The 15,577-nt window shown below is 44.3% G+C and carries 29 protein-coding genes; 28 read left to right on the forward strand and 1 reads right to left on the reverse strand.

Going from position 1 to position 15,577, the window contains the following annotated elements; all coding sequences use genetic code 11:
* Positions 1–74 precede the first annotated feature (74 nt).
* On the reverse strand, positions 75–281 hold the full coding sequence (locus NSCA4_RS0100260; RefSeq protein ID WP_016686300.1) for a hypothetical protein: 207 nt from the start codon (positions 279–281) through the stop codon (positions 75–77).
* 315 nt (positions 282–596) lie between these two features.
* Here NSCA4_RS0100260 and NSCA4_RS0100265 point away from each other — a divergent pair, with 315 nt between their 5' ends.
* From NSCA4_RS0100265 to rpsD, 28 genes are all read left to right on the forward strand, one after another.
* A complete protein-coding gene (locus NSCA4_RS0100265; RefSeq protein ID WP_016686301.1) occupies positions 597–1,811 on the forward strand; it encodes an MFS transporter in 1,215 nt (404 codons plus the stop codon).
* A gap of 147 nt (positions 1,812–1,958) precedes the next feature.
* A complete protein-coding gene (locus NSCA4_RS0100270; RefSeq protein ID WP_438284935.1) occupies positions 1,959–3,242 on the forward strand; it encodes an AmpG family muropeptide MFS transporter in 1,284 nt (427 codons plus the stop codon).
* Positions 3,243–3,543: 301 nt separating this feature from the next.
* A complete protein-coding gene (rplC, locus tag NSCA4_RS0100275) occupies positions 3,544–4,188 on the forward strand; it encodes a 50S ribosomal protein L3 (RefSeq protein ID WP_029609418.1) in 645 nt (214 codons plus the stop codon).
* Positions 4,188–4,808: a 50S ribosomal protein L4 gene (gene rplD, locus NSCA4_RS0100280; RefSeq protein WP_016686304.1), complete on the forward strand. Its 621-nt coding sequence runs from the start codon at positions 4,188–4,190 to the stop codon at positions 4,806–4,808. Before rplC ends, rplD begins: the two co-directional genes overlap by 1 nt.
* On the forward strand, positions 4,805–5,119 hold the full coding sequence (gene rplW / locus NSCA4_RS0100285) for a 50S ribosomal protein L23 (protein ID WP_002231529.1): 315 nt from the start codon (positions 4,805–4,807) through the stop codon (positions 5,117–5,119). The genes rplD and rplW overlap by 4 nt, the downstream gene beginning before the upstream one ends.
* Positions 5,120–5,124: 5 nt before the next feature.
* Positions 5,125–5,958 (forward strand): 50S ribosomal protein L2, encoded by an 834-nt coding sequence (gene rplB / locus NSCA4_RS0100290; protein ID WP_016686305.1) that lies wholly within the window; start codon positions 5,125–5,127, stop codon positions 5,956–5,958.
* A 5-nt stretch (positions 5,959–5,963) separates the two neighbouring features.
* Positions 5,964–6,242: a 30S ribosomal protein S19 gene (gene rpsS, locus NSCA4_RS0100295; RefSeq protein WP_002215422.1), complete on the forward strand. Its 279-nt coding sequence runs from the start codon at positions 5,964–5,966 to the stop codon at positions 6,240–6,242.
* An 8-nt stretch (positions 6,243–6,250) separates the two neighbouring features.
* Entirely contained in the window at positions 6,251–6,580 is a 330-nt protein-coding gene (gene rplV / locus NSCA4_RS0100300) for a 50S ribosomal protein L22 (RefSeq protein WP_003675877.1), read from the forward strand.
* A gap of 9 nt (positions 6,581–6,589) precedes the next feature.
* Positions 6,590–7,285, forward strand: a complete 696-nt coding sequence (gene rpsC, locus NSCA4_RS0100305; RefSeq protein WP_016686306.1) for a 30S ribosomal protein S3 — start codon at positions 6,590–6,592, stop codon at positions 7,283–7,285.
* Complete coding sequence (gene rplP, locus NSCA4_RS0100310) at positions 7,269–7,685, forward strand: 50S ribosomal protein L16 (RefSeq protein WP_016686307.1); 417 nt, start codon at positions 7,269–7,271, stop codon at positions 7,683–7,685. The genes rpsC and rplP overlap by 17 nt, the downstream gene beginning before the upstream one ends.
* Complete coding sequence (gene rpmC, locus NSCA4_RS0100315; RefSeq protein WP_016686308.1) at positions 7,685–7,876, forward strand: 50S ribosomal protein L29; 192 nt, start codon at positions 7,685–7,687, stop codon at positions 7,874–7,876. The genes rplP and rpmC overlap by 1 nt, the downstream gene beginning before the upstream one ends.
* Positions 7,876–8,139, forward strand: a complete 264-nt coding sequence (rpsQ, locus tag NSCA4_RS0100320) for a 30S ribosomal protein S17 (RefSeq protein ID WP_003707145.1) — start codon at positions 7,876–7,878, stop codon at positions 8,137–8,139. Before rpmC ends, rpsQ begins: the two co-directional genes overlap by 1 nt.
* A 225-nt stretch (positions 8,140–8,364) precedes the next feature.
* On the forward strand, positions 8,365–8,733 hold the full coding sequence (rplN, locus tag NSCA4_RS0100325; RefSeq protein ID WP_002215434.1) for a 50S ribosomal protein L14: 369 nt from the start codon (positions 8,365–8,367) through the stop codon (positions 8,731–8,733).
* 11 nt (positions 8,734–8,744) lie between these two features.
* Entirely contained in the window at positions 8,745–9,068 is a 324-nt protein-coding gene (rplX, locus tag NSCA4_RS0100330; protein ID WP_016686309.1) for a 50S ribosomal protein L24, read from the forward strand.
* 9 nt (positions 9,069–9,077) lie between these two features.
* Positions 9,078–9,617, forward strand: coding sequence for a 50S ribosomal protein L5 (gene rplE / locus NSCA4_RS0100335; protein WP_003684750.1), 540 nt, complete (start codon positions 9,078–9,080; stop codon positions 9,615–9,617).
* A gap of 2 nt (positions 9,618–9,619) precedes the next feature.
* Positions 9,620–9,925 (forward strand): 30S ribosomal protein S14, encoded by a 306-nt coding sequence (gene rpsN, locus NSCA4_RS0100340; RefSeq protein ID WP_003684736.1) that lies wholly within the window; start codon positions 9,620–9,622, stop codon positions 9,923–9,925.
* Between the two features lie 14 nt (positions 9,926–9,939).
* Positions 9,940–10,332, forward strand: coding sequence for a 30S ribosomal protein S8 (rpsH, locus tag NSCA4_RS0100345; RefSeq protein ID WP_003742898.1), 393 nt, complete (start codon positions 9,940–9,942; stop codon positions 10,330–10,332).
* Between the two features lie 13 nt (positions 10,333–10,345).
* Positions 10,346–10,882: a 50S ribosomal protein L6 gene (gene rplF, locus NSCA4_RS0100350; RefSeq protein ID WP_003772575.1), complete on the forward strand. Its 537-nt coding sequence runs from the start codon at positions 10,346–10,348 to the stop codon at positions 10,880–10,882.
* Positions 10,883–10,891: 9 nt separating this feature from the next.
* The gene (rplR, locus tag NSCA4_RS0100355) at positions 10,892–11,245 is read left to right on the forward strand and encodes a 50S ribosomal protein L18 (RefSeq protein WP_009175230.1); all 354 of its coding nucleotides are present in this window, start codon (positions 10,892–10,894) and stop codon (positions 11,243–11,245) included.
* Positions 11,246–11,262: 17 nt separating this feature from the next.
* On the forward strand, positions 11,263–11,781 hold the full coding sequence (rpsE, locus tag NSCA4_RS0100360; protein WP_003742903.1) for a 30S ribosomal protein S5: 519 nt from the start codon (positions 11,263–11,265) through the stop codon (positions 11,779–11,781).
* A complete protein-coding gene (rpmD, locus tag NSCA4_RS0100365; RefSeq protein WP_003759717.1) occupies positions 11,774–11,959 on the forward strand; it encodes a 50S ribosomal protein L30 in 186 nt (61 codons plus the stop codon). The genes rpsE and rpmD overlap by 8 nt, the downstream gene beginning before the upstream one ends.
* Position 11,960: 1 nt before the next feature.
* A complete protein-coding gene (rplO, locus tag NSCA4_RS0100370) occupies positions 11,961–12,395 on the forward strand; it encodes a 50S ribosomal protein L15 (protein WP_016686310.1) in 435 nt (144 codons plus the stop codon).
* A 13-nt stretch (positions 12,396–12,408) separates the two neighbouring features.
* Entirely contained in the window at positions 12,409–13,722 is a 1,314-nt protein-coding gene (secY, locus tag NSCA4_RS0100375; protein ID WP_029609419.1) for a preprotein translocase subunit SecY, read from the forward strand.
* Between the two features lie 4 nt (positions 13,723–13,726).
* The gene (gene infA / locus NSCA4_RS0100380) at positions 13,727–13,945 is read left to right on the forward strand and encodes a translation initiation factor IF-1 (protein ID WP_003684714.1); all 219 of its coding nucleotides are present in this window, start codon (positions 13,727–13,729) and stop codon (positions 13,943–13,945) included.
* Positions 13,946–13,964: 19 nt separating this feature from the next.
* Positions 13,965–14,078, forward strand: coding sequence for a 50S ribosomal protein L36 (gene rpmJ, locus NSCA4_RS13375; protein ID WP_003697674.1), 114 nt, complete (start codon positions 13,965–13,967; stop codon positions 14,076–14,078).
* Between the two features lie 65 nt (positions 14,079–14,143).
* The gene (gene rpsM, locus NSCA4_RS0100385) at positions 14,144–14,506 is read left to right on the forward strand and encodes a 30S ribosomal protein S13 (RefSeq protein WP_003749295.1); all 363 of its coding nucleotides are present in this window, start codon (positions 14,144–14,146) and stop codon (positions 14,504–14,506) included.
* Between the two features lie 19 nt (positions 14,507–14,525).
* Positions 14,526–14,921 (forward strand): 30S ribosomal protein S11, encoded by a 396-nt coding sequence (rpsK, locus tag NSCA4_RS0100390; RefSeq protein WP_002216249.1) that lies wholly within the window; start codon positions 14,526–14,528, stop codon positions 14,919–14,921.
* Between the two features lie 15 nt (positions 14,922–14,936).
* On the forward strand, positions 14,937–15,557 hold the full coding sequence (rpsD, locus tag NSCA4_RS0100395) for a 30S ribosomal protein S4 (protein ID WP_003742907.1): 621 nt from the start codon (positions 14,937–14,939) through the stop codon (positions 15,555–15,557).
* The last annotated feature ends 20 nt before the right edge of the window (positions 15,558–15,577 follow it).

Below are 15,577 nucleotides of genomic sequence, written 5' to 3' on the forward strand. Positions count from 1 at the left end.
ATGCCTGAATCGATAAAAAGGTCGTCTGAAACCGTAAATCCGGTTTCAGACGACCTTTTTGTATGCAGTCCAACCTATTTTCTTTTTTTGAAATGTTTATAGGCAATCCAGACAGCAAGAAGCAGCGGCAACAAAAAACGGGCATAGGGATACCAAGGATGATCGATGTGCCAGTATCCGTGCCGTCCTTGCGGAACGGTGTCGTAGCGGTAACGGTCTGGATAAAAATTAATCCAAACCGTTATCGCTATCCATAGTGTAATATCCCTGATTGTTTTCATGCTGCTCCTTCTTAATCAACAATCATCTGTCCGAGAACGTTATTTCGAGCCGAAGGCACGGATTGGTTAGGTGTTTGTGGTCGAAGGTCGTCTGAAAATAAGGTTTCAGGTTTTCAGACGACGTTTTTTCATATATGGTTATCTCGGCTCTTATTCCATGATTTGCCGCGCAAATAGAAAAAACGGACAAAGTCTCGGAGGTTTTGGCTATATCCAAAGCATCAGGAGTTATTTAGCCTGCCCAGCCCATTTGTTAAAATCCATCGTTTTGCCGGTTGATTGAACGGCATTTTCCAATAGAAACAAACCATAACCATGACACACATACAGCAAAAACCCCCTAACCTTTGGCTGGTTATCGCCGCTGCCGCCTCCATCCTGCTGATTACCATCGGTATGCGCATGACTATGGGGCTGTTTGTCCGTCCGGTCGTCGACTCTACCGAGCTGAGTATCCAAGAGTTCAGCCTGATTATCGCTGTTTTCCAGTTGATGTGGGGCTTGTCCCAGCCGCTTTCCGGCGCGCTTGCCGACCGCTTCGGCGCATTTAAGGTGTTGGGCGGCGGTGCGTTGCTGTTGGCATCTGCCTGTCTGATGGTGCCGCAGATGCCGACTTATTGGGGGCTGATGCTGGCAATCGGGCTGCTTTTTGCATTCGGAACGGGCGCGGGCGGTTTCTCCATCATCATGGGGCAGGTCGCGGCGAAAGTACCGCCGCACAAACGCGGTTTGGCTTCAGGGCTGGTCAACGCGGGCGGTTCGGCGGGGCAGTTTCTGTTTGCGCCGCTGGTGCAGGGTTTGTTGATATTGCCCGCCGTCGGCTGGACGGGGACGTTTTACGTTTGGAGCGGCATCGCACTTTTAATCCTACCGATTTCGTGGTGGCTGGCGGGCGGCAAAAACGCTGTCGCCACGCACCACACGTCGTCTGAAAACGGGCAAACGCTGGGGCAGGCGGTTAAAGCGGCGTTTAAAGACCGCAGCTACATCCTGCTGCACTTGGGCTTTTTTACCTGCGGTTTCCACATTGCGTTTTTGGTAACCCACCTGCCCAACGAAATCGCGCTCTGCGGCCTGCCCGCTTCGGTCGCTTCGACTTCGATTGCGATTATCGGCCTGGCGAACATCGCGGGCTGCATTTTTTCAGGCTGGTGTACGGGGCGGTTTTTGGGCAAATACGTTTTGTTCGGACTCTACGCCTCGCGCGTGGCGATGGTGCTGATCTACCTTGCCGCCCCGAGAACCGACATCAATTTCTACATTTTCGCCGCCGCGCTGGGCTTCACTTGGCTCGCCACCGTCGCCCCCACCGCTGCGATTACGGGCAAGCTGTTCGGCACGCGCTATCTGGCGACGCTGTTCGGGCTGACCATGTTGAGCCACCAAATCGGCGGCTTTTTAGGCTCGTATATCGGCGGCATCGTGATTTATCAATTCAACGATTACGGCTGGATGTGGTATGCCGACGCGGTGTTGGCGGGGATGGCGGCTTTGCTGAACCTGCCGATACGCGAAAAGAAAACGGCGTAAACCGCTTAAACAAAGCAAAGAACAAAGGTCTTCTGAAAACGGAAAAATGGTTTTCAGACGACCTTTTTGATTATTATGCATAGTTTAAAGTTTGTTTGAACAGGATTTGTTACAATGCGCCTTTCTTTTTGATGTTGCTGACCTATTATGACTGCTTCACAACCAAGCACGATGCAGCGGATTTTTTCGCGCAATATGCTGATTTGTATTTTTACGGGCTTCACATCGGGACTGCCGCTTTATTTCCTATACAGCCTGATTCCGGCGTGGCTGCGCAGCGAACATGTTGATTTGAAGACCATAGGCCTGTTTGCCCTGATCGGTTTTCCCTACACTTGGAAATTTATCTGGTCTCCGCTCATGGACTCTGTACGCCTGCCGTTTTTAGGTTTGCGGCGCGGTTGGATGCTGGTGATGCAGATCGCGCTTTTGCTGCTTTTGGCTGCTTATGCGTTTGTCCGTCCACAAGAACATTTGTCGATTATTTTGGGGCTGTCTTTGGTAGTGGCGTTTTTTTCCGCCAGTCAGGATATTGTGATCGATGCTTTCCGCCGAGAAGTGTTATCCGATGAAGAGTTGGTTTTGGGTAACTCGCTGTATGTGAATGCTTATCGTATTTCCTCGCTGATTCCGGCTTCATTGAGTTTGATTTTGGCCGACAGGATGCCTTGGTCGTCCGTCTTCATTATTACTGCACTGTTCATGGTTCCGGGGTTGCTGGCCACTTTATTCGTAGCCCGAGAACCGGCCCGTCAACCCGTCGGTGCAAAAGGACTGAAAGATACCGTTATCGAGCCGTTCCGTGATTTCTTTACCCGTCAAAGCGTTACACAGGCATTGATTATTTTGGCGTTTATCTTGCTGTATAAGCTGGGCGACAGCATGGCAACCGCCTTGGCAACACCGTTTTATATCGACATGGGTTTCTCCAAGACCGACATCGGACTGATTGCGAAAAACGCGGGATTGTGGCCGGCGGTGATTTTCGGGATTATCGGCGGCATTTGGGTAAACAAATTAGGCGTGAACCGTGCATTGTGGCTTTTTGGTTTGGTGCAATGGGTGACGATTTTAGGTTTTGCGTGGCTGGCAAGTTTCGGACATTTCGAGCATGTGGGTGCATCAGAACGAACCATGTTGGCAGTCGTCATTGCTGCCGAGGCAGTAGGTGTCGGCTTGGGTACGGTGGCATTTGTGTCGTATATGGCGCAACAAACCAATACCGCATTTACCGCCACGCAGTTTGCGCTGCTGTCCAGCCTATCCGCCGTACCGCGTACGTTTATGAATGCGACAGCAGGGTTTCTGATTGAGGCGATGGGCTACGTCAACTTCTTTTGGCTGTGTTTCATGTTGGGGATTCCGGGGATGTTACTGCTATTTAAAGTTGCGCCTTGGAACGGTGACAAAGCGAAGCAGTCCGCCGTTTGAATGTATCGGTAGGATAAAAGGTCGTCTGAAAACCTATGATTGTGGGTTTCAGACGACCTTTTGTTAAATATGGAGGGTGATTTGTGTGTAAACAACACGCCGCTTCCCTCGGGTATATAGACGGCGAAATATCAATTTATAGGGATAAAAAGCACGAGTAAGCCCCTGTGTTAAAAAAAGATTGGTATTTGCTTGATTTGTCGATTATAATGGCGGACTTGGTACATTTGTGCCAAGTTTTATCATTGTCCGAAGGCAGGCCAATCGTAGCCCGCCCCTTTACTTTAAAAGGAAAATAATCATGACTTTAGGTCTGGTTGGACGCAAAGTTGGTATGACCCGCGTGTTCGACGAACAGGGTGTTTCTGTTCCGGTAACCGTTTTGGATATGTCTGCCAACCGCGTTACACAAGTAAAATCCAAAGATGCTGACGGCTATACTGCCGTTCAAGTTACCTTTGGTCAGAAAAAAGCTAACCGTGTCAACAAAGCCGAAGCTGGACACTTTGCAAAAGCAGGTGTTGAAGCCGGTCACGGTTTGATTGAGTTTGCTTTGACTGAAGAGAAACTGGCTGAATTGAAAGCCGGTGACGAAATCACCGTTTCTATGTTTGAAGTCGGTCAATTGGTCGATGTAACCGGTACCTCTAAAGGTAAAGGTTTCTCCGGTACGATCAAACGTCATAACTTCGGTGCCCAACGTACTTCCCACGGTAACTCCCGTTCTCACCGTGTGCCAGGTTCTATCGGTATGGCGCAAGACCCAGGTCGCGTGTTCCCCGGTAAACGCATGGCCGGTCAATACGGCAACACCAAAGCAACTGTCCAAAAACTGGAAGTTGTACGTGTTGATGCAGAACGCCAACTGCTGTTGGTTAAGGGTGCTGTTCCGGGTGCGGTCAACAGCGATGTTGTAGTTCGTCCTAGCGTGAAAGTAGGTGCGTAATGGAATTGAAAGTAATTGACGCTAAAGGACAAGTTTCAGGCAGTCTGTCTGTTTCTGATGCTTTGTTCGCTCGCGAATACAATGAAGCGTTGGTTCATCAGCTGGTAAATGCCTACTTGGCAAACGCCCGCTCTGGTAACCGTGCTCAAAAAACCCGTGCCGAAGTAAAACACTCAACCAAAAAACCATGGCGTCAAAAAGGTACCGGTCGTGCCCGTTCCGGTATGACTTCTTCTCCGCTGTGGCGTAAAGGTGGTCGTGCGTTCCCAAACAAACCCGACGAAAACTTCACTCAAAAAGTAAACCGTAAAATGTACCGTGCCGGTATGGCGACTATCCTGTCCCAATTGGCCCGTGACGAGCGTTTGTTTGCTATCGAAGCGTTGGCTGCTGAAACTCCTAAAACCAAGGTTTTTGCCGAACAAGTGAAAAATCTGGGTCTGGAGCAAGTGCTGTTTGTAACCAAACAGCTCGATGAGAATGTTTACTTGGCTTCACGCAACTTGCCAAACGTGTTGGTTTTGGAAGCTCAACAAGTTGATCCTTACAGCTTGCTGCGTTACAAAAAAGTAATCATCACTAAAGATGCAGTTGCACAATTAGAGGAGCAATGGGTATGAATCAACAACGTTTGACTCAAGTGATTTTGGCACCTATCGTTTCTGAAAAAAGCAACGTATTGGCTGAAAAACGCAACCAAATGACGTTTAAAGTTTTGGCAAATGCAACCAAACCTGAAATCAAAGCTGCTGTTGAGCTGCTGTTCGGTGTTCAAGTTGCTTCTGTAACTACCGTTACCACTAAAGGTAAAACTAAGCGTTTTGGTCGTACTTTGGGCCGCCGCAGCGATGTTAAAAAAGCTTATGTAAGCTTGGCTGCCGGTCAAGAGTTGGATTTGGAAGCCGCTGCTGCAGCTGCAGATAAGGAATAAACAAAATGGCAATCGTTAAAATGAAGCCAACTTCTGCAGGCCGTCGCGGCATGGTTCGCGTGGTAACAGAAGGTTTGCACAAAGGTGCGCCTTATGCACCTTTGCTCGAAAAGAAAAATTCTACTGCCGGTCGTAACAATAATGGTCATATCACCACCCGTCACAAAGGCGGCGGTCATAAACACCACTACCGTGTTGTAGACTTTAAACGTAACAAAGACGGTATCCCTGCAAAAGTAGAGCGTATCGAATACGATCCTAACCGTACTGCCTTCATTGCACTGTTGTGCTATGCAGACGGCGAACGTCGCTACATCATCGCTCCTCGCGGTATTCAAGCCGGTGCTGTATTGGTTTCCGGTGCTGAAGCTGCCATCAAAGTAGGTAACGCTCTGCCGATCCGCAACATTCCCGTTGGTACGACTATCCACTGTATCGAAATGAAACCTGGTAAAGGTGCACAAATTGCACGTTCTGCCGGTGCTTCTGCGGTATTGCTGGCTAAAGAAGGTGCATACGCCCAAGTCCGTCTGCGCTCTGGCGAAGTTCGTAAAATCAACGTAGATTGCCGTGCAACCATCGGTGAAGTCGGTAATGAAGAGCAAAGCCTGAAAAAAATCGGTAAAGCCGGTGCCAATCGTTGGCGCGGTATTCGTCCGACCGTTCGTGGTGTTGTCATGAACCCTGTCGATCACCCGCATGGTGGTGGTGAAGGTCGTACCGGTGAAGCTCGCGAACCGGTTAGCCCATGGGGTACTCCTGCTAAAGGCTACCGCACTCGTAATAACAAACGCACGGATAACATGATTGTTCGTCGTCGTTACTCAAATAAAGGTTAATTAGTATGGCTCGTTCATTGAAAAAAGGCCCATATGTAGACCTGCATTTGCTGAAAAAAGTAGATGCTGCTCGTGCAAGCAACGACAAGCGCCCAATTAAAACTTGGTCTCGTCGTTCTACCATTCTGCCTGACTTTATCGGTCTGACCATTGCTGTACACAACGGTCGCACTCATGTGCCCGTTTTTATCAGTGATAATATGGTTGGTCATAAATTAGGCGAATTCTCATTGACCCGTACCTTTAAAGGCCACTTGGCTGATAAAAAGGCTAAAAAGAAATAAGGTGAATCATGAGAGTAAATGCACAACATAAAAATGCCCGTATTTCAGCTCAAAAAGCTCGTTTGGTAGCTGATTTGATTCGTGGTAAAGACGTTGCCCAGGCTTTGAATATCTTGACTTTCAGCCCTAAAAAAGGTGCTGAACTGATTAAAAAAGTATTGGAATCAGCTATTGCAAATGCCGAGCACAATAACGGTGCCGACATTGATGAGTTGAAAGTGGTAACTATCTTTGTTGACAAAGGTCCAAGCTTGAAACGTTTCCAAGCTCGTGCCAAAGGTCGCGGTAACCGCATTGAAAAACAAACTTGTCATATCAACGTGACAGTGGGCAACTAAGGAAAAGCTATGGGACAAAAGATTAATCCTACAGGCTTTCGCCTGGCGGTAACTAAAGACTGGGCTTCAAAATGGTTTGCTAAAAGCACCGACTTTTCTGCTGTTTTGAAACAAGACATTGATGTTCGTAACTACCTGCGTAAAAAATTGGAGAATGCTTCTGTTGGTCGCGTAGTTATTGAACGTCCTGCAAAATCTGCACGCATTACCATCCACTCTGCCCGTCCGGGTGTTGTAATTGGTAAAAAAGGTGAGGATATCGAAGTTTTGAAACGTGATTTGCAAGCCCTGATGGGTGTGCCTGTTCATGTCAATATCGAAGAAATCCGTAAACCTGAATTAGATGCGCAAATTATTGCTGATGGTATTGCACAGCAATTAGAAAAACGTGTTCAATTCCGCCGTGCTATGAAGCGCGCAATGCAAAATGCTATGCGTTCAGGTGCAAAAGGCATCAAGATTATGACCTCAGGTCGTCTGAACGGTGCAGATATTGCCCGTAGCGAATGGTATCGCGAAGGTCGTGTACCGCTGCATACTTTGCGTGCAAACGTAGATTATGCAACTAGCGAAGCTCATACTACTTATGGCGTGCTGGGTTTGAAAGTTTGGGTCTATACTGAAGGCAATGTAAAGACTTCAGCTAAGCCTGAGCATGAAAAGAAACAAAGAAAGGCAGGTGGACGTAATGCTGCAGCCAACTAGACTGAAATACCGCAAGCAACAAAAAGGTCGCAATACTGGTATTGCTACTCGCGGTAACAAAGTAAGTTTCGGTGAGTTCGGTTTGAAAGCCGTTGGTCGTGGTCGTTTGACTGCCCGCCAAATCGAAGCTGCTCGTCGTACAATGACTCGCCACATTAAACGTGGTGGTCGTATTTGGATTCGTGTATTCCCTGATAAACCAATTACTGAAAAACCTATTCAAGTTCGTATGGGTGGCGGTAAAGGTAACGTCGAATATTACATTGCCGAAATCAAACCAGGCAAAGTGTTGTATGAAATGGACGGTGTTCCAGAGGCATTGGCTCGCGAAGCATTTGAATTGGCTGCTGCCAAATTGCCTATTCCTACGGCCTTTGTAGTAAGACAGGTAGGTCAATAATGAAAGCAAATGAATTGAAAGACAAATCTATTGAGCAATTAAATGCAGATTTGTTGGACTTGTTGAAGTCTCAGTTTGGCTTACGTATGCAAAACGCAACTGGTCAATTGGGTAAACCAAGCGAATTAAAACGTGTACGTCGCGATATTGCTCGTATTAAAACCATTTTAACTGAAAAAGGTGCTAAGTAATGAGCGAAAATAAAAATGTTCGTACTTTGCAAGGCAAAGTGGTAAGCGACAAAATGGACAAAACTGTCACAGTGTTGGTTGAGCGTAAAGTAAAACATCCTCTGTACGGTAAAATTATCCGTTTATCAACTAAAATCCATGCCCATGATGAAAATAATCAATATGGAATTGGTGATGTAGTAGTAATTGCGGAATCACGTCCACTGTCAAAAACCAAATCTTGGGTTGTTAAAGAACTTGTTGAGAAAGCACGTACTGTTTAAAATTTAAGACGGTTAGCTTTAATAAGAAACGAAGTGTTGCGCCAAAGTGAATTTGCGTGTAAACTTCGTTTCTTATCTTTCAGTTTCTTCTGGAAGTTTCTTCCCTTCGGGATCCAAGACTGGTTTACTAGAACCGTGATGGTTTCATTTAATTAGCTCAATTTAAATAAGTGAGCGAGTTATATGAAAATGGTAAATTAAGTTGGTTAATTTAAAGGTACTAATATGATTCAAATGCAGACCATCTTAGATGTGGCTGATAACTCTGGTGCGCGTCGCGTGATGTGTATCAAAGTGTTGGGCGGATCTAAGCGTCGCTACGCTTCTGTTGGCGATATTATTAAAGTCGCAGTTAAAGATGCGGCCCCGCGTGGTCGCGTCAAAAAAGGTGATGTGTACAATGCAGTTGTTGTTCGTACTGCTAAAGGTGTACGTCGTCCTGATGGTGCGTTGATTAAATTTGATAACAACGCAGCCGTGCTGTTAAACAATAAACTTGAACCCCTGGGTACTCGTATTTTTGGGCCGGTAACCCGCGAGTTGCGTACTGAGCGATTTATGAAAATCGTTTCATTGGCGCCTGAAGTATTATAAGGAATAGCGCGATGAATAAAATCATTAAAGGTGACCAAGTTGTTGTGATCACTGGTAAGGATAAAGGTAAGCAAGGTCAAGTGGTTCGCGTATTGGGTAGTAAAGTTGTTGTTGAAGGTGTTAATGTTGTTAAACGTCACCAAAAACCTAATCCGATGCGTGGTATTGAGGGTGGTATTGTTTCGAAAGAAATGCCGTTGGATATTTCTAATGTTGCAATCCTGAATCCTGAAACTAATAAAGCAGACCGTGTTGGTATTAAACTGATTGAAAATGAAGGCAAAGTGAAGCGCGTTCGTTTCTTCAAATCAAATGGCTCTGTTATTGGAGCATAAGGAGATAACATGGCTCGTTTGAGAGAGTTCTATAAAGATACAGTTGTTCCTGAATTGGTTAAACAGTTTGGTTACAAGTCAGTAATGGAAGTTCCTCGTATTGAAAAAATCACTTTAAATATGGGGGTTGGAGAGGCTGTTGCTGATAAAAAAGTTATGGAGCATGCGGTATCTGATTTGGAAAAAATTGCTGGTCAAAAACCAGTAGTTACTGTTGCTCGTAAATCTATCGCTGGCTTTAAAATTCGCGATAATTATCCTGTGGGTTGCAAAGTAACACTGCGTCGTGATCAAATGTTCGAATTTTTGGATCGTTTGATTACTATTGCATTACCTCGAGTGCGTGACTTCCGTGGTGTAAGTGGCAAATCTTTTGATGGCCGTGGTAATTACAATATGGGTGTTCGCGAGCAAATCATTTTCCCGGAAATTGAATACGATAAAATTGATGCTTTGCGTGGTTTGAATATTACTATTACAACTACTGCAAAAACTGATGAAGAAGCTAAAGCTTTATTGTCACTGTTCAAGTTTCCGTTTAAAGGATAATCATGGCTAAGAAAGCACTTATTAATCGTGAACTGAAACGTCAAGCTTTGGCGAAAAAGTTTGCAGCCAAACGTGAGGCAATTTTTGCTGTTATTAATGATGCGAATGCAACTGAAGAAGAGCGTTTTGAAGCTCGTCTGAAGTTTCAATCTATTCCGCGTAATGCAGCTCCTGTACGTCAACGCCGTCGTTGTGCTTTGACAGGTCGTCCGCGTGGTACTTTCCGTAAATTCGGTTTGGGTCGTATTAAAATCCGTGAAATCGCTATGCGTGGCGAAATTCCGGGTGTTGTTAAAGCTAGCTGGTAATAGGAGTATTAATAATGAGTATGCATGATCCTATTTCCGATATGTTGACTCGTATTCGTAATGCGCAACGTGCCAATAAGGTAGTAGTTGCCATGCCTTCTTCCAAATTAAAGTGTGCAATTGCAAAGGTCTTGAAAGAAGAAGGTTATATCGAGGATTTTTCGGTTTCTGCTGATGCGAAGCCGGTATTGGAAATTCAATTGAAATACTATGCAGGTCGCCCTGTGATTGAGCAAATTAAACGTGTTTCACGTCCAGGTTTGCGTATTTACAAAGCTTCTAGCGAAATTCCTAATGTTATGAATGGCTTGGGTATCGCTATTGTTAGTACTTCTAAAGGTGTGATGACTGACCGCAAGGCTCGTTCTGAGGGTGTTGGTGGTGAGTTGTTGTGCATCGTAGCCTAGTGGAGAAAAGTAAATGTCACGTGTCGCAAAAAACCCAGTGACTGTTCCTGCTGGTGTAGAAGTAAAATTTGGAACAGAAGCATTGGTTATCAAGGGTAAGAATGGCGAGTTGTCCTTTCCTTTGCATTCTGATGTAGCCATTGAACTGAACGATGGCAAATTGACTTTTGCTGCAAAAAATGACAGTAAGCAGGCAAATGCTATGTCAGGCACTGCTCGTGCATTAGTTAATAATATGGTCAAAGGTGTTTCAGAAGGTTTTGAGAAAAAACTACAATTGATTGGCGTGGGTTATCGCGCTCAAGCTCAAGGCAAAGTTTTGAATTTGTCTCTGGGTTTTTCTCATCCAATTGTATATGAAATGCCAGAAGGCGTTTCTGTTCAAACTCCTAGCCAAACAGAGATCGTTTTGACTGGTGCAGATAAACAAGTAGTTGGTCAAGTCGCTGCTGAAATTCGTGCATTCCGTTCTCCTGAACCTTATAAAGGTAAGGGTGTTCGTTATGTAGGTGAAGTAGTAGTGATGAAAGAAGCCAAGAAAAATAATTGAGGTTCACTAATGGATAAACATACAACCCGACTCCGTCGTGCACGCAAAACCCGTGCGCGTATTGCGGACTTGAAAATGGTAAGATTATGTGTGTTCCGTAGCAATAATCATATTTATGCTCAAGTAATTAGTGCTGAAGGTGATAAAGTATTGGCTCAAGCCTCTACATTGGAAGCTGAAGTGCGTGGTAGTCTGAAATCTGGTAGCAACGTCGAGGCAGCTGCAGTAGTAGGAAAGCGCATTGCTGAGAAAGCTAAAGCAGTAGGTGTAGAAAAAGTTGCTTTTGATCGTTCAGGTTTCCAATATCACGGTCGTGTGAAAGCTTTGGCTGAAGCTGCACGTGAAAATGGTTTAAGCTTCTAATAATTGGAGACTTTCAGATGGCAAAACATGAAATTGAAGAACGTGGTGACGGCCTGATTGAAAAAATGGTCGCAGTTAATCGCGTAACTAAAGTAGTTAAAGGTGGTCGTATCATGGCTTTCTCTGCGCTAACAGTTGTTGGTGATGGCGATGGTCGTATTGGTATGGGCAAAGGTAAGTCAAAAGAAGTGCCGGTAGCTGTTCAAAAAGCAATGGATCAGGCTCGTCGCTCTATGATTAAAGTACCTCTAAAAAATGGTACGATTCATCATGAGGTTATTGGACGTCATGGTGCTACCAAAGTTTTTATGCAACCTGCTAAAGAAGGTAGTGGTGTAAAGGCAGGTGGTCCTATGCGCTTAGTCTTTGATGCTATGGGTATTCATAACATTTCTGCTAAAGTGCATGGTTCTACAAATCCTTATAACATTGTACGAGCTACATTAGACGGCTTGTCTAAGTTGTATACACCTGCAGATATTGCTGCTAAACGTGGCTTAACTGTAGAAGACATTTTAGGAGCAAGCCATGACTGAGCAAAAAAAGATTAAAGTTACATTGGTGAAGAGCCTGATTGGTACAATTGAATCTCATCGTGCATGTGCTCGTGGTTTAGGTTTGCGTCATCGTGAGCATACAGTAGAGGTTTTAGATACCCCTGAAAACCGTGGCATGATCAACAAAATCAGCTACTTGTTGAAAGTGGAGTCTTGATATGTTTCTAAATTCTATTCAGCCTGCTGAGGGTGCTACCCACGCCCGTCGTCGTGTGGGTCGTGGTATTGGTAGCGGTTTAGGTAAAACCGGTGGTCGTGGCCATAAAGGTCAAAAAAGCCGTTCTGGTGGTTTTCATAAAGTAGGTTTTGAAGGCGGTCAAATGCCTTTACAACGTCGCCTGCCAAAACGTGGTTTTAAATCATTGACTGCTGCTGCAAATGCTGAGATTCGTTTGAGTGAATTGAACTTACTTGCTGTAAATGAGGTTGATGTATTGGTTCTCAAGCAAGCTGGGTTGGTTCCTGCAGCTGTTTCTAATGTGAAAGTTATTGCCTCTGGTGAGCTTTCAAAAGCTGTTGTCCTGAAAGGCATTAAGGCCACTAAGGGTGCTAAAGCAGCGATTGAAGCTGCTGGTGGTAAAGTGGAAGAATAAGGCTTGCATTATAGTGGCTAATCAACAATCTTTATCAGGCTTGTCCAAATTTGGAGATCTGAAAAAACGCCTAACGTTTCTTTTAGGGGCGTTAGTTGTTTTTCGTATTGGTGCTCATATCCCAGTACCTGGCGTAGATGCTGTTGCTTTAGCTAAATTATACGAAAGCGCTGGGAACGGAATACTAGGCATGTTGAACATGTTTTCTGGTGGTTCGTTAGAGCGCTTTAGTATATTTGCAATTGGCATCATGCCATATATTTCAGCATCAATAATTGTTCAGTTGGCTTCTGAAATTATTCCTTCTTTAAAGGCATTAAAAAAGGAAGGTGAGGCTGGTCGAAAAGTTATTACGAAATATACAAGGTATGGTACGGTACTATTGGCCATCTTACAGAGTTTTGGTGTAGCTACCTTTGTATTCCAGCAAGGTGTAGTTGTTACTAATTCTTTGGAGTTCCATATTTCTACTGTAGTCAGCTTGGTCACAGGTACAATGTTCCTGATGTGGTTAGGTGAGCAGATTACAGAGCGTGGGATTGGGAATGGTATTTCCTTGATCATTACTGCTGGTATTGCTGCAGGTATTCCTTCCGGTATCGCGAGATTATTAGCTTTAACTAGTCAAGGGTCAATTGGTATGCCGACAGCTGTGTCAATTGTTATTGGTGCGTTACTGTTAATTTATATTGTTGTATATTTTGAAAGTGCTCAGCGTAAAGTTCCCGTGCATTATGCAAAACGCCAAGTTGGCAGTGGTGTAATGCAAGGTTCAAATACGCATATGCCCTTTAAGTTGAATATGGCAGGCGTAATACCTCCCATTTTTGCATCAAGTATTATTTTGTTTCCATCCACTTTGTTAAGTTGGTTTGGTTCTAGTGATACAGGCAGTTTGTTGCATAAAATTGCTGGTTTGCTTCAGCATGGACAAGCTTTGTATATTTTGCTATTTACAGTGGCAATTATTTTCTTTTGCTATTTTTATACAGCCTTAGTTTTTAGCCCAAAAGAAATGGCAGAGAATTTAAAGAAAAGTGGTGCTTTCGTGCCAGGAATTCGACCAGGTAAGCAAACTTCGCAATATCTGGAACAGGTTGTGTTGCGCCTCACTTTGTTTGGTGCATTATATATTACAACTATTTGTTTAATTCCAGAGTTCTTGACAACAGCTTTGAATGTTCCTTTTTATTTGGGTGGTACATCTTTACTAATTTTAGTTGTAGTGACAATGGACTTTAGTACCCAAATTAACTCTTACCGCATGACTCAACAATATGAGAGTTTAATGAGCGGTCTTGATATGAAATCTTTATCACGTAAGTAGAATTATGGCTAAAGAAGATACCATACAAATGCAGGGGGAGATTCTTGAAACTCTACCTAACGCAACTTTTAAAGTAAAGCTTGAGAATGACCATGTTGTATTAGGTCATATTTCCGGGAAAATGCGTATGCACTATATCCGGATCTCTCCTGGGGATAAGGTGACGGTAGAACTGACACCTTATGATTTAACTCGAGCTCGGATTGTCTTTCGAGCTAGATAGAATGATATAAGGAAATATAATGCGTGTACAACCGTCTGTAAAGAAAATTTGCCGCAACTGTAAGATTATCCGTCGTAATCGAGTAGTTCGTGTAATTTGTACTGATCCTCGTCACAAGCAGCGTCAAGGCTAAGGGAACTTTTCTTTTAGTAAGACTTTGTGGTATAGTGACGAACTTTGCCGTTTAAAGGAAAAAATATGGCTCGTATTGCAGGGGTGAATATCCCTAATAATGCACATATCGTAATTGGCTTGCAGGCTATTTATGGTATTGGTGCTACTCGTGCTAAATTGATTTGCGAGGCAGCAAATATTGCTCCCACTACTAAAGCAAAAGATTTGGACGAGGCTCAATTAGACGCTTTGCGTGAACAAGTTGCTAAATATGAAGTGGAAGGTGACTTGCGTCGTGAAGTAACGATGAGCATCAAACGATTGATGGACATGGGTTGTTATCGTGGTTTCCGTCATCGTCGCGGTTTGCCTTGTCGTGGTCAACGCACTCGCACAAATGCTCGTACCCGTAAAGGTCCGCGTAAAGCGATTGCTGGTAAAAAATAATTTTTAAGGAATTTTATTAATGGCTAAAGCAAACACAGCTTCGCGTGTACGTAAAAAAGTACGTAAAACCGTAAGCGAAGGTATTGTGCATGTACATGCTTCTTTCAACAATACCATCATTACAATCACTGACCGTCAAGGCAATGCATTGTCTTGGGCTACCTCTGGCGGTGCTGGTTTTAAAGGTTCTCGTAAAAGTACACCATTTGCAGCTCAGGTAGCTGCAGAAGCAGCTGGTAAAGTTGCCCAAGAATATGGCGTTAAAAATTTAGAAGTTCGTATAAAAGGTCCTGGCCCTGGTCGAGAATCTTCTGTACGTGCACTCAACGCTCTTGGTTTTAAAATTACCAGTATTACTGACGTTACTCCGTTGCCTCATAACGGTTGCCGTCCGCCTAAAAAACGTCGTATTTAAAGGAGTGATTGAAACATGGCACGTTATATTGGCCCTAAATGTAAATTGGCACGTCGAGAAGGCACCGATTTATTTTTGAAGAGCGCTCGTCGTTCTTTGGATTCTAAATGTAAACTTGATTCAGCTCCTGGTCAGCATGGTGCAAAGAAACCACGTTTGTCTGACTATGGCTTGCAATTGCGTGAAAAGCAAAAGATTCGTCGTATTTATGGCGTTTTAGAACGTCAATTCCGTCGCTATTTTGCAGAAGCAGATCGACGTAAAGGCTCTACCGGTGAATTGCTGCTGCAATTGTTAGAGTCTCGTTTGGATAATGTAGTATATCGCATGGGATTTGGCTCGACTCGTGCTGAAGCACGTCAGCTGGTTTCTCATAAAGCAATTACCGTTAACGGTCAGGTTGTAAATATTCCTTCTTTCCAAGTTAAAGCAGGGGATGTAGTAGCTGTTCGTGAGAAAGCTAAAAAACAAGTTCGTATTCAAGAAGCTTTAAGTTTAGCAACTCAAATTGGTCTGCCAAGCTGGGTTTCTGTTGATGCAGACAAATTGGAAGGTGTATTTAAAAATATGCCGGATCGTTCAGAGTTAACTGGCGATATTAATGAACAGCTGGTGGTAGAATTCTACTCTAAATAATGCTAGCTCAGTGAGGGACA

The organism is Neisseria sicca 4320 (assembly GCF_000193735.1).
GTDB lineage: Bacteria > Pseudomonadota > Gammaproteobacteria > Burkholderiales > Neisseriaceae > Neisseria > Neisseria sicca_E.

What these genes read in the sequence shown, in the direction of transcription:
- NSCA4_RS0100260 (WP_016686300.1), bottom strand. Translation starts at nt 281, where the DNA reads ATGAAAACAATCAGGGATATTACACTATGGATAGCGATAACGGTTTGG.
- NSCA4_RS0100265 (WP_016686301.1), top strand. Translation starts at nt 597, where the DNA reads ATGACACACATACAGCAAAAACCCCCTAACCTTTGGCTGGTTATCGCC.
- NSCA4_RS0100270 (WP_438284935.1), top strand. Translation starts at nt 1,959, where the DNA reads ATGACTGCTTCACAACCAAGCACGATGCAGCGGATTTTTTCGCGCAAT.
- rplC (WP_029609418.1), top strand. Translation starts at nt 3,544, where the DNA reads ATGACTTTAGGTCTGGTTGGACGCAAAGTTGGTATGACCCGCGTGTTC.
- rplD (WP_016686304.1), top strand. Translation starts at nt 4,188, where the DNA reads ATGGAATTGAAAGTAATTGACGCTAAAGGACAAGTTTCAGGCAGTCTG.
- rplW (WP_002231529.1), top strand. Translation starts at nt 4,805, where the DNA reads ATGAATCAACAACGTTTGACTCAAGTGATTTTGGCACCTATCGTTTCT.
- rplB (WP_016686305.1), top strand. Translation starts at nt 5,125, where the DNA reads ATGGCAATCGTTAAAATGAAGCCAACTTCTGCAGGCCGTCGCGGCATG.
- rpsS (WP_002215422.1), top strand. Translation starts at nt 5,964, where the DNA reads ATGGCTCGTTCATTGAAAAAAGGCCCATATGTAGACCTGCATTTGCTG.
- rplV (WP_003675877.1), top strand. Translation starts at nt 6,251, where the DNA reads ATGAGAGTAAATGCACAACATAAAAATGCCCGTATTTCAGCTCAAAAA.
- rpsC (WP_016686306.1), top strand. Translation starts at nt 6,590, where the DNA reads ATGGGACAAAAGATTAATCCTACAGGCTTTCGCCTGGCGGTAACTAAA.
- rplP (WP_016686307.1), top strand. Translation starts at nt 7,269, where the DNA reads ATGCTGCAGCCAACTAGACTGAAATACCGCAAGCAACAAAAAGGTCGC.
- rpmC (WP_016686308.1), top strand. Translation starts at nt 7,685, where the DNA reads ATGAAAGCAAATGAATTGAAAGACAAATCTATTGAGCAATTAAATGCA.
- rpsQ (WP_003707145.1), top strand. Translation starts at nt 7,876, where the DNA reads ATGAGCGAAAATAAAAATGTTCGTACTTTGCAAGGCAAAGTGGTAAGC.
- rplN (WP_002215434.1), top strand. Translation starts at nt 8,365, where the DNA reads ATGATTCAAATGCAGACCATCTTAGATGTGGCTGATAACTCTGGTGCG.
- rplX (WP_016686309.1), top strand. Translation starts at nt 8,745, where the DNA reads ATGAATAAAATCATTAAAGGTGACCAAGTTGTTGTGATCACTGGTAAG.
- rplE (WP_003684750.1), top strand. Translation starts at nt 9,078, where the DNA reads ATGGCTCGTTTGAGAGAGTTCTATAAAGATACAGTTGTTCCTGAATTG.
- rpsN (WP_003684736.1), top strand. Translation starts at nt 9,620, where the DNA reads ATGGCTAAGAAAGCACTTATTAATCGTGAACTGAAACGTCAAGCTTTG.
- rpsH (WP_003742898.1), top strand. Translation starts at nt 9,940, where the DNA reads ATGAGTATGCATGATCCTATTTCCGATATGTTGACTCGTATTCGTAAT.
- rplF (WP_003772575.1), top strand. Translation starts at nt 10,346, where the DNA reads ATGTCACGTGTCGCAAAAAACCCAGTGACTGTTCCTGCTGGTGTAGAA.
- rplR (WP_009175230.1), top strand. Translation starts at nt 10,892, where the DNA reads ATGGATAAACATACAACCCGACTCCGTCGTGCACGCAAAACCCGTGCG.
- rpsE (WP_003742903.1), top strand. Translation starts at nt 11,263, where the DNA reads ATGGCAAAACATGAAATTGAAGAACGTGGTGACGGCCTGATTGAAAAA.
- rpmD (WP_003759717.1), top strand. Translation starts at nt 11,774, where the DNA reads ATGACTGAGCAAAAAAAGATTAAAGTTACATTGGTGAAGAGCCTGATT.
- rplO (WP_016686310.1), top strand. Translation starts at nt 11,961, where the DNA reads ATGTTTCTAAATTCTATTCAGCCTGCTGAGGGTGCTACCCACGCCCGT.
- infA (WP_003684714.1), top strand. Translation starts at nt 13,727, where the DNA reads ATGGCTAAAGAAGATACCATACAAATGCAGGGGGAGATTCTTGAAACT.
- rpmJ (WP_003697674.1), top strand. Translation starts at nt 13,965, where the DNA reads ATGCGTGTACAACCGTCTGTAAAGAAAATTTGCCGCAACTGTAAGATT.
- rpsM (WP_003749295.1), top strand. Translation starts at nt 14,144, where the DNA reads ATGGCTCGTATTGCAGGGGTGAATATCCCTAATAATGCACATATCGTA.
- rpsK (WP_002216249.1), top strand. Translation starts at nt 14,526, where the DNA reads ATGGCTAAAGCAAACACAGCTTCGCGTGTACGTAAAAAAGTACGTAAA.
- rpsD (WP_003742907.1), top strand. Translation starts at nt 14,937, where the DNA reads ATGGCACGTTATATTGGCCCTAAATGTAAATTGGCACGTCGAGAAGGC.